At 74.7% G+C, this 12,885-nt stretch carries 9 protein-coding genes and 1 pseudogene; 3 read left to right on the top strand and 7 right to left on the bottom strand.

Annotation, left to right across the window (positions count from 1 at the left end; all coding sequences use genetic code 11):
- Nucleotides 1–144: 144 nt before the first annotated feature.
- Together ACFVYI_RS19755 and ACFVYI_RS19750 are read right to left on the bottom strand one after the other, a co-directional pair.
- Complete coding sequence (locus ACFVYI_RS19755; protein ID WP_387887155.1) at nucleotides 145–1,593, bottom strand: glycoside hydrolase family 16 protein; 1,449 nt, start codon at nucleotides 1,591–1,593, stop codon at nucleotides 145–147.
- A gap of 189 nt (nucleotides 1,594–1,782) precedes the next feature.
- A pseudogene (locus tag ACFVYI_RS19750) lies at nucleotides 1,783–3,371 on the bottom strand (glycoside hydrolase family 64 protein).
- 222 nt (nucleotides 3,372–3,593) lie between these two features.
- On the opposite strand from ACFVYI_RS19750, the gene ACFVYI_RS19745 reads away from it, so the two are divergent.
- Nucleotides 3,594–3,956, top strand: a complete 363-nt coding sequence (locus ACFVYI_RS19745; RefSeq protein ID WP_387887153.1) for a DUF1304 domain-containing protein — start codon at nucleotides 3,594–3,596, stop codon at nucleotides 3,954–3,956.
- Nucleotides 3,953–4,507, top strand: coding sequence for a TetR family transcriptional regulator (locus ACFVYI_RS19740; protein ID WP_387887150.1), 555 nt, complete (start codon nucleotides 3,953–3,955; stop codon nucleotides 4,505–4,507). The genes ACFVYI_RS19745 and ACFVYI_RS19740 overlap by 4 nt, the downstream gene beginning before the upstream one ends.
- Before the next feature lie 58 nt (nucleotides 4,508–4,565).
- Here the strand turns inward: ACFVYI_RS19740 and ACFVYI_RS19735 are convergent, their stop codons facing one another.
- Both ACFVYI_RS19735 and ACFVYI_RS19730 read right to left on the bottom strand, forming a co-directional pair.
- Nucleotides 4,566–5,516, bottom strand: a complete 951-nt coding sequence (locus tag ACFVYI_RS19735; protein WP_387887148.1) for a JmjC domain-containing protein — start codon at nucleotides 5,514–5,516, stop codon at nucleotides 4,566–4,568.
- 156 nt (nucleotides 5,517–5,672) lie between these two features.
- The gene (locus ACFVYI_RS19730) at nucleotides 5,673–5,864 is read right to left on the bottom strand and encodes a hypothetical protein (protein WP_360641609.1); all 192 of its coding nucleotides are present in this window, start codon (nucleotides 5,862–5,864) and stop codon (nucleotides 5,673–5,675) included.
- A gap of 276 nt (nucleotides 5,865–6,140) precedes the next feature.
- Between ACFVYI_RS19730 and ACFVYI_RS19725 the strand changes: the two genes are divergently transcribed.
- Complete coding sequence (locus ACFVYI_RS19725) at nucleotides 6,141–7,952, top strand: BTAD domain-containing putative transcriptional regulator (RefSeq protein WP_387887145.1); 1,812 nt, start codon at nucleotides 6,141–6,143, stop codon at nucleotides 7,950–7,952.
- Nucleotides 7,953–7,996: 44 nt separating this feature from the next.
- Here the strand turns inward: ACFVYI_RS19725 and ACFVYI_RS19720 are convergent, their stop codons facing one another.
- The 3 genes from ACFVYI_RS19720 to ACFVYI_RS19710 are packed head-to-tail and all read right to left on the bottom strand — an operon-like array spanning nucleotide 7,997 to nucleotide 12,875.
- Nucleotides 7,997–8,659 (bottom strand): GAF domain-containing protein, encoded by a 663-nt coding sequence (locus tag ACFVYI_RS19720; RefSeq protein WP_387887143.1) that lies wholly within the window; start codon nucleotides 8,657–8,659, stop codon nucleotides 7,997–7,999.
- Nucleotides 8,660–8,664: 5 nt separating this feature from the next.
- Nucleotides 8,665–9,510: a S8 family serine peptidase gene (locus ACFVYI_RS19715; protein WP_387887141.1), complete on the bottom strand. Its 846-nt coding sequence runs from the start codon at nucleotides 9,508–9,510 to the stop codon at nucleotides 8,665–8,667.
- Entirely contained in the window at nucleotides 9,507–12,875 is a 3,369-nt protein-coding gene (locus ACFVYI_RS19710; RefSeq protein WP_387887138.1) for an adenylate/guanylate cyclase domain-containing protein, read from the bottom strand. The genes ACFVYI_RS19715 and ACFVYI_RS19710 overlap by 4 nt, the downstream gene beginning before the upstream one ends.
- Between the last annotated feature and the right edge of the window lie 10 nt (nucleotides 12,876–12,885).

Raw genomic sequence — 12,885 nt, 5'->3', positions numbered from 1 at the left:
CGCGGGCCGCCCCCCCCCCCCCCGCCGGGCGGGGGGGCGGCCCGCTGGGGGCGCCCCGCGCCCCCCCCCGCCCCGGGGGGCCCGGGGCGGCCGCCCCTCGGCGGGGGGGGCCGCAACCCGCCCCCCACCGCGCGGCGCCCCGGGTCAGGTGGTGCTGAAGGTGAACCAGTTGACGTTGACGAAGTCGGCCGGCTGGCCGCTGGTGAACGTCAGGTAGACGTCGTGCTTGCCGGTGGTCCCAGCGATGTTGGCCGGGACGGTCGTCCAGTTCTGCCAGCCACCGGTGTTGGCGACGGCGAACGAGCCGATCGGGGCGGCCGTCCGGCTGTCCAGGCGGACTTCGACCAGCCCGCTGACACCGCCCGCCGCGCCCGAGGCCACCCTGGCCTTGAACTGCCGGGCCGGGGTGCTCCCGAAGTCGACGCCCGGGTAGAGCGCCCAGTCACCGTTGGCGAGGGCGGCGAGGTTCTGGCCGCCGCCGCTGTCGGTGGTGGCCTCCAGTGCCGTCCCGGACTGCCCGCCGTAGCCCTCGGCCTGGATGGTGGCGTACGCGCTCCCACCGCCGCTCGGCGGCGGGGTGGTCGGAGGCGTCGTCGGCGGGGTGGTCGGAGGCGTGGTGCCGCCGCCCGAGCGGTAGACCGCGACGTAGTCGACCAGCATCGGGACGCCGGAGGCGGTGGCGGCGGTGGGCGTCCGGTAGCCCGCCACCGGGTCGGGGAAGGCACCGCCCATGGCGACGTTCAGCAGGATGAAGTGCCCGTGCGCGGTGGCCGCGTCCCAGGTGGCGGCGTCCATCTGGGAGGCGTTGACGGAGTGGAACTGCACGCCGTCGACGTACCAGCGCAGCTGCTGCGGGCTGACGCTGCGGTCCCACTCCAGCGCGTAGGTGTGGAAGTTGCCCTGGCAGGCCGACCCCGGGCAGGCGTGCACGGCGCCGAGACCGGTGGTCTCGTTGCACGGGCCGCCGGGGTTGCCGCCGCAGTGCAGCGTGCCCCACACCTGGTTGATGCCGTTGACGTTCTCCATCAGGTCGAACTCGCCGATGGTCGGCCAGTTCCAGTAGTTGCCGCGGTACGGCGCGCCCAGCGTCCAGAAGGCCGGCCAGTAGCCGGCGGCGGCCGGGCCGGTCACGTTGGGCATCTGGATCCGGGACTCGATGCGCAGCTTCCCGCCGGCGGGCGGCTCGAAGTCGCTGCGCCGGGTCTCGATCCGGCCCGAGGTCCAGTTGCCGCTGGCGTCCCGGATCGGGGTGATCCGCAGGTTCCCGGCGCCGTCCTGCCGGAGGTTGGCGTTGTTGGCGGTGTAGGTCTGGACCTCGCCGGTGCCCCAGTTCGCGGCGCCGCCCGGGTAGCTGGTGCCGGTGTCGACGATCCAGTCGGTGCCGGAGGGCAGGGTGTCGGCGGCGCCGCCGAAGTCGTCGCTCCAGACGGTGGTCCAACCGGAGGGCGCGGGCGGGACGGCGGCCGTGGCGGTGCCGAGCAGCGCCGCGCAGAGCGCGGTGGCCGAGCCGGCGGCGGTCAGGACGGTGGCCAGCGCGCGGCGCGGGCGCCGTCGGTGGGTGGCGGTGGTTCTGGACGTGGGGTTTCGGAACACGGTGGTACGCCTCCGTGGGTGGGCGGACGTGTGGTGGTGACGGTGTGGTGGTGACGGTGTGGTGCGGGCACTGCGGCGACAGTGCGGGCAGGACGGGCGGACCGGGGAAGGACGGGCGGGACGGCGGGACGGGAACGGCCGGCCGGACCGGCTGTCCCTGCGGTGCGGCCCCCGGCCCGCCGGCTCGGGCTACCAGCCGATACCGAGGGTCAGCCCGGTGGGCGGAGCGGCGTTGCCGAGGATCTGGACGGACGACTGGTCGTTGATGTCGTCGTAGGGGAAGGCGTACGAGCGGCCGCCCAGGCTGATGCCGTGCAGGTAGGCGGCGTAGTCGTTGGCGGCGTCGGCGCTGCGGTAGTAGGCCGCGGGCCGGTACCAGTCGGCCGGAGTGAGCGCCACGCCGCGTTGGAAGGCGGCGCACAGCTCCGCGCCGAGCTGCTTCTCGGTGTCGTTGCCGGTGGCCAGCGCGCCCCGCAGGCCATCACGTCCGGCGAGCTGGGCTTGGTCAGGTGGAACGGCCCGGCCCCGTTCTTGGTGAAGGTCAGGGTGTTGCCGGCGACCCGCCCGGTGAAGGTCTCGCCGAGCCGGGTGAGGGTGAACTGGTTCGCCGTGAAGGCGGACCAGAAGCGGTCGATGACCGGCTGGAGGTACCCCTGCTGCGCGCCGCCCGCCAGGAAGAGGGCGGACGAGCGCGGGGCGGTGATGCGGTGGGTACTCTGCAGCGGGCGGAAGGCGGGCCCGACGGCCGCGGCGTAGCCGGCCATCACCTCGGCCCGGGTGCGGGTGATGCCCGCGGTGGTGTCGTAGCCGCTGGAGGTCTGCCGCAACCGGGCGGTCATCGGGAAGCCGAAGCCGTCGACCTGCGTGGTGTTGCCGCCGAACGCGACCTCGTTGTGGACGTAGGTGTACTCGTACCAGTCGTAGTAGACGTCGCTGTTCGGGTCGGCGGGGTTCTGCGGGTCCGGCCCGCCCCAGCCCTGGTCGTCGGGCGAGACGGGGATGAACAGCGGCGAGCCGAGTGAGACGTAGACGCGGCCGCCGCGGATGGCGGCCGGCGAGGGGACGGTGGCGGCCCGGTCCAGGGTGAAGGACATGTTCGGGTAGTCGACGCCGTTCTTGGTCAGGTGCCCGGGGGCCTTGGCGCCGAGGTGGTCGATGTGCGCCATCGAGCCGTCGGGCCGCAGGTAGGACCACTGACCGGGGGTGACCATGCCGAGGACGGTCACGTAGATCTGGGCGTCGGCGTAGGTGCCGCGGGTGTTGTTGACGAAGGTGAGCGGGAAGCTCCCCGCCCCTCCGCCGCCGCCGTTCGAGCCGCCCGAACCCACGGTGGTGGTGAAGTGCGGGGTGTCGTACAGCGGGCCGGCCTTCTCGTAGGTGAACCAGTACTCCAGGGTCGAGCCGGCCGCCAGGCCCGTGGCGGTCTTCTCCCAGCGGCCGGCGACCGCCGTCATCCGGAAGTCCTGCTGGCCGCCGGTGCCGGGCCGGTAGTGGACGTCGACCAGGGTGGCGGGTGTGACCGGAGTGAAGGTGAACAGGACCGAGCCGGGGCCGGCGGTGGTCGCCGACTGGGTGTAGTCGGCGACCGCCCGCGCGCCGGCGGCCGTCCACAGGCCGGCGAGCAGCAGGGCGAGCACGGTGAGGACCGCCACCGGGACGCGGCGGCGGGGCGCGGCGGCGCGGGAGGGCCGGTGGGTCGGCCCGGGCCGGGCGAGCCGGGGCACGGGTGCGGACGCGGGGACGGAGGCGGGGACGGGTGGGGGTGGGGTTGCCGTCATGGGGGATGCCTTCCCTCGGCGGTGGGAACACGGCGGGACCGTTTGAGAGCGCTCTCAAGCGTCCGACACACTGTCCCGCTCCGCCCGAAGGTCGGTCAAGAGGTGAAGCAGTGGAACTTCCCTGTGCAGTTTGTGACTTCACCTCTTGAAGCGAGGCGGTTGGCAGCAGTCCTGGACATGTGTCTATTATCGTTGGACAACAGTCCAGAAAGGAGCCCCGTCATGGGCATCGTCGCGAGCACGCTGGTGGGCCTGGTGGCCGCACTGCACGGATACATCCTGGTGTTGGAGATGTTCCTGTGGGAGCGTGCGCCCGGGCGCGGGCTCTCCGGCTTCGACCCCGCGATGGCCAGGGCCACCGCGCCGCTGGCCGCCAACCAGGGCCTCTACAACGGCTTCCTGGCCGCCGGCCTGGTCTGGGGCCTGGTCGCGGACGACCCGACCGGCTTCCGCGTCCAGGTCTTCTTCCTCAGCTGCGTGGTGATCGCGGGCCTGTACGGCGCGGCGACCGCCAACCGTCGGATCCTGTTCGCCCAGGCCCTGCCCGGCGCGCTCGCACTGGCCGCGGTCCTGGTCGCCCGATGACCGACGCACGGGCCGACCGCACCCGGGCGCGGCTGCGCGCCGCCCTGCTGGCCGAGTGCGCCGAGCGCCCGCTGGCCGAGGCCAGCGTGGCGGCCGTGGTCCGCCGGGCGGGCGTCGGGCGGGCGACCTTCTACCTCCACTACGAGGACCTCCAGGCGCTCGCGGTGGACTCCTGCGCCGAGGTCGTGCGGGACGCCGTCGACGCCCTGCACGCCTGGCGCGGCACCCCCGACCCGGCCGCCCCGCCGCCCGCCCTCGCCGCGTTCCTCGCCGACGTGGAGCAGCACGCCGCCGTCTACCGCTCGCTGCTGCTGCCCGGCGGCACCGGTCCCCTGGGCGACCTGCTGCACCGCGAACTCCGCGAGCGCAGCCGCACCGAACGGGAACTGGCCGGCGCTCCGCACGCCGAGCTGGTCGCCACCGCCGTCGCCGCGACCTTCACCGCGCTGCTCGCGGACTGGCTGCACGCCCTCGTGCCGGCCACGGCCGACGAACTCGCCGCCCACAGCTGGCGCCTGCTGATCTCGCTCCACCGCACACCGTTCACCTGAGCCCGCTCGTGCCGGGGCGGCGCCGGGAGCCGGTGCCTGCTGCGACGACGGACCGCATTCAGGGGCGCTCCGGGCCCGGCTGCGCCCCCTCCGCGGCGGCGGGGCGCAGCAACGAGGCCGCCAGGCTGCCCGGCGCCGGCGCCGCCGGGGGCTGCTCGGCCCGCAGCATGTCCAGCGAGACCCGGGACCACTCGACGTCCGCCAGGTGCTTCGCCAGCAGCTCGACGCGCTCGCGGTAGAGGGCGGCCCGGTCGAGGTCCGAGAAGGCCGGCGGCAGGACTTCGCGCAGCGGCTCGAACCGCTCGGCGGCGCCGGCCAGCAGGCTGCGCAGGACGCGCTCCCAGGTGACTCCGCGCAGGCCGATCGACAGGTGCAGGGAGGGCTCGTCGGTGGTGTCGCCGACGTGCACGAAACCGCGCGGCAGGTAGAGGCACTCGCCCTCCTTGAGGACGACGTCGAGCACCGGCTCGCCGACCTCCGACGGGTCCACCGCGCGGGCGCGGCTCGGCAGCCGCCGCACGGGGGCGCTCACCCGCCAGCGCTTGGAGCCGTGGAGCTGCCGCAGGAAGATCCCCACCAGGTCGAAGTGCGGGGCGGCGCCGCGTGCCCGAGGGGGCGTCAGGAAGGCGGTGCAGTCGGCCTCGTAGCCGGTCTCGCGGGCCACGGCGGCGGCGAAGCGGGCGACCTCCGGGCTGTGGTTCTGGAGCTCCTCCAGGGTCAGGGTCGCGCCGCCGGCCACCAGGTCGGCGACCTTGGTGCCGTCCGCGAGCTTCTCGCGGCTCCTCGGGTTGCTCCCCCGGTTGCGCAGGACGCGCTCCGCCGGCAGCAGTTCGCCGTCGCGGAAGAGCCGCACCGCGGTCATCGGCAGGCTGCTGTGGATCAGCCGCTCGGCGGTCTCCAGCGAGAACACGTCACCGAAGTCGCCCAGGCCGGTACTGACGAAGGGCTCGCGCTCCCAGGCGGTTCGAAGAGTCGGCAGGTCGTCCACGAGCCGGAGCAGACTGTCCACGAGAGCCTCACAGGATGTTCGGGTGCCGGGCGGGAGGGCGACGACCGGCCTGTGCGGGTGCACCCGCACAGGCCGGCCCGGCCTCGTCCCGCCGGGACCGTCCGGTCTCCGTCGGCGAGTCGGCCGTTGACGAAGCGTCGGGCCGGGTCCGGTCCGTCAGACGCCGGCGGGGCCGTCGGCGGCGCTGGCGTTGAACTGGATCCCGCAGCCCGCCAGGTCCTCGTCCTCGTCACCCACGCTGTGGGCCTGCACCTCGTCGTCCACGGCACTGGCGTTGAACTGGATCCCGCAGCCCGCCAGGTCCTCGTCGTCGCCGCCCACGCTGTGTGCCTGCACCTCGTCGGACATTCGGATCTCCTCTCGCTCGCGCTCGGACGTCGGCCGACGTCACGGTGCGACGCTAGGAGCCGGCGGTTGAACTCCGGTATGTGCGGGGCTTCCTGGCAGCTTGTCCCGCCCCTCCCGACAGTCCGGTGCCACTGTTCACCAATCGCTCACCGCGTCCTTGCCAGACATCCTCTTCTCGGCGAAGCTACCCGTCGGAGTACAGACGAAGGCGACCGGCCCCGATCGGGCCGGCCCGAACTGTGCCCATGGCGTGGCGCACTCTGGGGGAGGGGCCAGTTGACCGGGAACACCGGCGCGACAAGACCGCTGCGTTTCACCGTGCTCGGACCACTGCAGGTACGGTCCGGCGACACCCTGCTCGAACTCGGCCCGTACAAACAGCGATTACTCCTGGCCGCACTGCTGAGCCGGGCGAACACCGTGCTCTCGGTCGACCAGCTCATCGACGCGCTCTGGGACGGCGACCAGCCCCGGACGGCGCGCAAGAACCTGCAGGTGTACGTCTCCGCCCTGCGCAAGGTCCTGCGGGACCGGATCGGCCACGTGCCGTACGGCTACACGCTGACGGTGACCTCCGAGGAGTCGGACCTGCTGCGGTTCGACGAACTCGCGACGGCCGGGCGGCAGGCGCAGCGGGAGGGCAATCCGGCCGGCGCGTCGGCGCTGTTCGGGGAGGCGGTGCGGCTCTGGCAGGACCAGCCGCTGGTCGACCTGCTCGGCAGCCCGTTCGCCGCCCGCGAGTCGGAGCGGCTCGCCGACCGGTTCCTCGCGGTGTACGAGGACTGGGCCGAGCTGGAGGTCGAGTCCGGCCGGGCGCTCGGACTGCTGGACCGGCTGGGCGAGTTGACCCTGCGGCACCCGTTCCGCGAGCGGCTGATCGTGCTGCACATGACCGCGCTCGACCAGGTCGGCGGCCGGCGGCAGGCGCTCGCCTGCTTCGAGAGCCACCGGCAGTTCATCGCCCGGGAGCTCGGCCTCGACCCCAGCCCCGTCCTGCAGCAGACCTACCGGGCGATCCTGGCCGGCGAGGGATCGGCCCGGCCGGGCCGCGACCGCCCGCGCGAGCACGCCAGACCCTCCCAACTCCCCCGCGACCTGGCGGACTTCGTCGGCCGCCGGGAGGAGGTCGAGGCCGCGGAGGCGGTCCTCACCGGCGGTGCCCGATGTACCGACGTCGCGGCGGTCTCGGGCCCGCCGGGCGTCGGCACCACGGCGCTGGCCGTCCATGTCGGCCACCGCGTCGCCGACCGCTTCGCGGACGGCCAGGTCTTCGTCCCGCTGGGACACCCCGACGGAACCCCCCGCGACTGGCACGAGGTGCTGACCGAGCTGCTGCGGAGCACCGGTCTCGACATCACCCCGCCCCGGGAGGAGACCGCGGCGCTGGCGCTGTGGCGGTCCTGGATCGCCGACCGGCAGGTCCTCCTCGTCCTCGACGGCGCGACCGGCGAGTCCCAGGTCCGTCGGCTGCTGCCGGGCCGCGGGCCGAGCCGCACGCTGGTCACCTCGGCGCACCGGCTCAGCGGCCTGGAGTGCGTCCACCGCATCGAACTCGACGAGTTCACCCCCGGCGAGGCCCGCGAGCTCCTGGTGCGCGTGCTCGGCGAGCAGCGACTCGTGGACGCGGACCGGACGCTGCACCGGCTTCAGGACGTGTACGGGCTCTCACCGCTGGTCGTCCGTGCGCTGGCCGCCAAGCTCACCGCGCTGCGCCACCTCTCCCTGCGCGAGTACGCGGACCAGTTGGGCCGGCAGCCGGCCTGCCCCCATGAACTCTCGGTGGGCGGCGCCTCCGTCCAGGACGGCTACCGCCGGTTCCACCGGGCGCTGTCCCCGCAGCAGCAGGCGGCGCTGGGCGCACTCGGCGCGCTGCCGGGGCCGGCCTTCGACCAGACGGTCCTGCTGGCGGCGCTGGGCGGTCTGGCGGAGCCGGCCGAGCGGATCGTCGAGGAGCTCATCGAGGCCCATCTGGTCGCGGTGGCCGAGGACGACGAGGTACGGGCCCATGCCGTCCGCTACCGCATGCCGAGGCTGGCCCACCGGTACGCCGCCGCCCTGCACCGCAGTCCGCTGCCGGGCGGCTGCTGACACTCCGAAGGGCGCGCGGCGGGTGGCGGCCGCCCGCCGCCCGCTCAGCGCGCCATGGCGGCGAGCACCTCGTGCAGGGACTCGACCAGCCGCAGCCCGCTGGCCCGCTGCTCGGGTGCCAGCTCGCCCAGCACCCGGACGATGCCGGCCAGCCGCTCGAACTCCGCGCCGCCGAGCGCCAGCGCGCTGCGGGCCGCCCGGCTGCGGACCAGGCCGTGCAGGGCGAGCCCGGCCTGGCCGGCGAAGGCCACCAGCAGGTCCAGGTCGGCCAGGCTGGAGCGGGACTGCGGGTGCGGGTCGAGCACCTGGATGACGCCCAGGATCTCGTCCCGGTGGACGACCGGGGCCGCCATGATCGCGTCCGGCACGTAGCGGGTCCGCTCCGCCAGGTCCTGCGCGAAGATCGCGCTGCCCCGCAGGTCGTCCACCGTCATCGGTTCACCGGTGTCGGCGACCCAGCCGGCGATCCCCCGGTGCGCCGGGAACCTGGTGCCGACCAGGAAGTCCTCGCCCTCCCCGGAGACGGCCTCGAAGACCAGCTGGTCCTCCTCCCGGTCGAAGAGGAAGATCGAGCTCGCGGCGGCGCCGAAGATCTCACGCGCCACCCGCACGATCGAGGCCAGCAACTCGCGGTCGTCCGGGCCGGGATCGGCCAGGGCGCCCGAGATCGCCGCGATCATCGCCGTGGAGTCCGCCGGATGGTCCATGGATCTCACACTCCCCGCACGTTGGCTGCCGTCAGGTAGAGGATCGTCTTCAGCTCGAAGGTCGTCAGACGAGGGTGCTTGCCGAGGATGAGCGCGCTCAGTCCGGTGACGTGCGGCGCCGCGAAGCTGTTGCCGGTGTTGCGGGTCGTGCTGCCGTTCGGCCCGGCGACCTGCACCGCCTGCCCCCGGGCGAAGAACTCCACCGGCGGGTCCGGGTTGTAGAGCACGAGGTCCGAGTCGTCCTCGGCGTGGCTGCCGACCGAGATCACCGAGGAGAACCGCCAGGGGAAGCTCTCGATCCGGGAGTTGTGCGCCGAGGCGACGATCACCGAGCGGTTGAAGTAGGCGTCGTCGGCCATCTCCCGCAGCACCTGGCTGAACTGCGGGCGCGAGGTCGACAGGCTCAGGTTGATCACGTCGAACCGCTGCTCGATGGCCCAGTTCAGCCCGGCGAGCAGGGCGGCGCCCGTCCCGCCGCCGTTCTCCCCGAGGATCCGGACGCTGTGCAGCTCGCAGCCGGGGGCCACCCGCCGGACGATGCTGGCGCAGGCCGTGCCGTGGCCGCAGGTGTCCGCCGGGGCCACCTCCTCCACCGTCAGGCCGCCGTCCCGCCCGACGACGGCGTGCGAGCCGACCACGTCGCCGACCAGCGGATGGCCCGCCTCGACGCCGCTGTCGACGATGCAAACCCGGACGCCGGTGCCGTCCGCTCCGCCGTACGCCCACTCGGGCGTGACGGGCACCGTCTCGGAGGTGGCGACCGGGATGTCGGCGGGGCGGCGGTCGAGCAGGTTCCAGGTCAGTGCGGCGGCCCGGGTGGCGGCCCGACCGGAGGGCGCGGTGGTGGTCATCGCTCGCCTGTCATTTCGCCCGCTCGCCTCCGGGCCGCTTGATCCGGTGTCGACGGTCGTCGCTCCCGCGCTCCTCCGTCGCTTCCTCGCTCCTCCCTTTCGACACCGGCGCGGCCCTTCGGCTCGGGGCGGGTTTGGTGCGGGGTGGGGCTCAAGACGGGCGGGGCGGGACTCAAGACGAGTGGGGCGGGGCTCAAGACGGGCGGGGCGGGACTCACTACGGGCGGGACGGGGCTCAGGCTCGCGGCGGGTTCGTCGCGCTCCGCTGCCCGTCCCGGATCCTCGGCCAGGCCCAGCTCCTCCGTCAGCAGCCTGGTCCTGGCCACGCCCACGAGGTGCCCCTTCGCGTCGAAGCGGCGGCGTGCGGCCCGCAGCGCCGCCCGGGCCTGGAGCGGCCGCCCGACCAGGGCGCCGGTGTACGCCAGGTCGAGGCAGGCCGTGGCCTGGTCGGCCGGGGAGTCGGTGCGGTGGGCCAGCAGCACCGCCCGGCGGGCCAGCGCCAGGGCCTGCGCGTGCTCGCCGCCGAGCGCCCGGATCCTCGCCTGGACGCCGTAGCGGTTGGCCTGTACCACCGGGTGCCCGTCGGCGACGGCCAGGTCCTCCACCAGGTCGGCGGCCTGGCGCCACTGCCCCGCCGCCAGCTGGACGCGGGCCAGTTCGAGCGCGGTGGTGCGGACCAGCCCGCCGGCGCGCAGCGCCCGGGCCGCCTCCAGCGCCTCGCGCAGGGCTGTCTGGGCCTGCTCCGGCCGGCCCGCCAGCGCGGCGAGCGTCCCGTCGAGCAGCGGCCCGAACACCGCGCCCTCGCCGTAGGCGAGCGCCGCCATCGCGCGCCGGACGGCGGCCAGGCACTCGGCCGCCCGGTCGGACCGGCCCTGGAGGGCGTGCAGCACGGTGAGCGGGAACCCGAGCGTGACCTGCACGGCCAGCCGGTCGGCGCCGTACGTGGCCAGCAGGGCCTCGCACCGGGCCGCGGCGGAGGGCGCCGGCTCCGGACCGTGCCAGAGCGAGAGCCCCGTCGCGCCCAGGGTGTTGGCGAGCTCCCGGTCGGCCGCCGCGGCGAGCGAGTGGGTCAGGGCGTGGCCGAGCGCCGCCACGGCCTCGCCGTGCTGCCCGCGGCGCTGGCAGGAGCCGGCGAGCACCAGGCGGCTGCGGGCCAGCCCCAGTTCGTCGCCGCAGACCCGGAAGACCGTCAGCCCGTCGACGGCCGCCTGTTCCAGCGCGGCGTCGTCGTGCCGGCACGCGGCGAGGTGCAGCCGGGCGTGGGCGGCCGTCCCCGCCGCCCCCTGCTCGTCGGCCTCCGCCACGGCGCGGACCAGCACCTCGCGCGCCTCGGTGGAGCGGCCGAGCGCCAGCAGGACCTCGCCCAGCCGTTGCAGCACCTCGGGCCGGCCCTGGTCCCCCGGGTCGGCGAGGTCGGCGGCACGCTGCAGCAGGGTCAGCGCCCAGGGCAGGTCCACCCGGCCGAGCGCGCCGACGCCGGCCCTGGCCAGGTGCCGCAAGGCCCGTCGGCGCAGCAACGGGTCGCGTTCGGTGCGGCGGCCGACCGCGCTGCGGTAGCGGTAGGCCTGCTCCAGGTGGGTGCCGATCAGCGCGTCCGGGCGCCCGGCCCGCAGCAGGTGTTCGGCGTAGCGCTCGTGGAGTTCGCCGCGCCGCACCTTGGTCAGCCCCTCGTAGGCGACCCGCTGGGTGACGCCGTTGACGAAGCAGTAGGCGGCACTGGCACCGAACGGACGGCGCATCGGCTTCACCAGACCGCGCCGGGTCAGGGTGCGGAGCACCGTGCCGCTCGCGGCCAGCGGCCCGGGCTCGCCGGCCAGGGCGTCCAGGTCCTCGGCGTCGAACTCGCGCCCCACCACCGACGCGTGGCGCAGCACCGTCCGGTCCGTCTCGTCCAGCCGGTCGATCCGGGCGGCGAGCAGCGCGTGCAGATTGGGCGGCAGGCCCTCGGCGCCGCCCGCTTCTTCGACCGTCGCGGCGAGCTGTTCGAGGTAGAGCGGGTTGCCGTCGGCCTGGGCCACGATCTGCTCGGTGGCCGCCGAGGTGTGCAGGGCGAGGTCGACCAGGTGGGCCGCGAGGACGGCCGAGTCCGCGCCGGAGAGGCCGGTGACGGTCACCGTGGTCGAGTTCGCCCGGCCCGTTCCCCAGCTGGGGCAGGAGTCCATCAGTTCGGGCCGGGCCAGGCAGAGCACCAGGATCGGCAGCCGGCGCAGGTCCTCCACCAGCCGGTCGAGCAGGGCGAGGAAGGGCTGGTCCGCCCAGTGGAGGTCGTCGACGACGAGCAGCATCGGGTGTTCGCCGGTGCGCACGGTGAGCACGTGGGCGACCGCCGCGCAGGTGTCGTCCTCGGAGGGGGCCGGCGTGCCGTCCAGCAGCAGCCCGGTACGGAGCAGCGCCAGCGCGGCGGCGGTGGCCGACCCGTCGAGCGCGTGCCGCTCGGCCTCCTCGGCGAGCGGGGCCATGCACTCGGCCAGCGCGTGCAGCGAGCCGCCGGTGCCGGCCGCACGGCAGCGGCCCGCGCCGACCGCCTCGACGGCCGGGGCCGAGCGCCTCAGCCATTCGTCGACCAGGCGGGTCTTGCCGATGCCCGCCTCCCCCAGCAGGGTGAGGACGTGGACGTCGCCCTCCTCGGCCACCCGCCGCCAGGCCAGGTCGAGTTCGCTCAGGTAGCGCTCCCGGCCGACGAACGGCACGTCGGAGCGGGGCGCCCGCTCGGGCTCCGAGAGGCCCAGCAGGCGGCCGGCCTCGATCGGCCCGGCCACCCCCTTCAGACGGACCGGTCCGACCTCGGCGACGGTCAGCCCGGATCCGCAGGCCCGCCAGGTCTGCGCGCTGAGCAGGATCTCACCGGGGCCCGCCGCCTGCTCCAGCCGGGCGGCGACGTTGACCACCTCGCCGGAGACCAGCGCCTGGCGCCTGGCCGGATCGGCCGTGGTGACCACCTCCCCGGTGTGCACGCCGATCCGGGCACCGAGCCGGACCCGGTGGTCGCGCTCCAGCTGGGTGTTGAGCTCGCCGAGCGCGGCCAGCATGTCCACGGCCGTCTCCAGCGCCCGGCGCGCGTCGTCCTCCTGGGTCGCGGTGAGACCGAAGACGGCCATCACGGCGTCGCCGATGAACTTCTCCACGACTCCGCCGTGGGCGCCGATCCGGCGCTCCATCAGCTCGTAGTAGCGCAGCAGGATCGACCGGAGCACCTCGACGTCGAGCTTGCCGGACAGCTCGGTCGACCCGACGAGGTCGCAGAACAGCACGGTGACGACCCTGCGCTCCTCGGCCGCCGGCGTCGGGGCCGTGACCGGGGTGCCGCACCGGGCGCAGAATCGCGCGTCCGGGGGGAGTTCCGTGGCGCAGGACGGGCAGCTCATCGGTGGGGCC

The organism is Kitasatospora sp. NPDC058218 (assembly GCF_042882445.1).
GTDB lineage: Bacteria > Actinomycetota > Actinomycetes > Streptomycetales > Streptomycetaceae > Kitasatospora.
Note: the sequence above shows the minus strand (reverse complement) of the source record. Positions and strands in the feature narration are given on the sequence as shown.

Bases quoted from the DNA above. Each gene is read 5' to 3' on its own strand.
- ACFVYI_RS19740 (WP_387887150.1), top strand. From the start codon at position 3,953: ATGACCGACGCACGGGCCGACCGCACCCGGGCGCGGCTGCGCGCCGCC.
- ACFVYI_RS19745 (WP_387887153.1), top strand. From the start codon at position 3,594: ATGGGCATCGTCGCGAGCACGCTGGTGGGCCTGGTGGCCGCACTGCAC.
- ACFVYI_RS19710 (WP_387887138.1), bottom strand. From the start codon at position 12,875: ATGAGCTGCCCGTCCTGCGCCACGGAACTCCCCCCGGACGCGCGATTC.
- ACFVYI_RS19730 (WP_360641609.1), bottom strand. From the start codon at position 5,864: ATGTCCGACGAGGTGCAGGCACACAGCGTGGGCGGCGACGACGAGGAC.
- ACFVYI_RS19715 (WP_387887141.1), bottom strand. From the start codon at position 9,510: ATGACCACCACCGCGCCCTCCGGTCGGGCCGCCACCCGGGCCGCCGCA.
- ACFVYI_RS19720 (WP_387887143.1), bottom strand. From the start codon at position 8,659: ATGGACCATCCGGCGGACTCCACGGCGATGATCGCGGCGATCTCGGGC.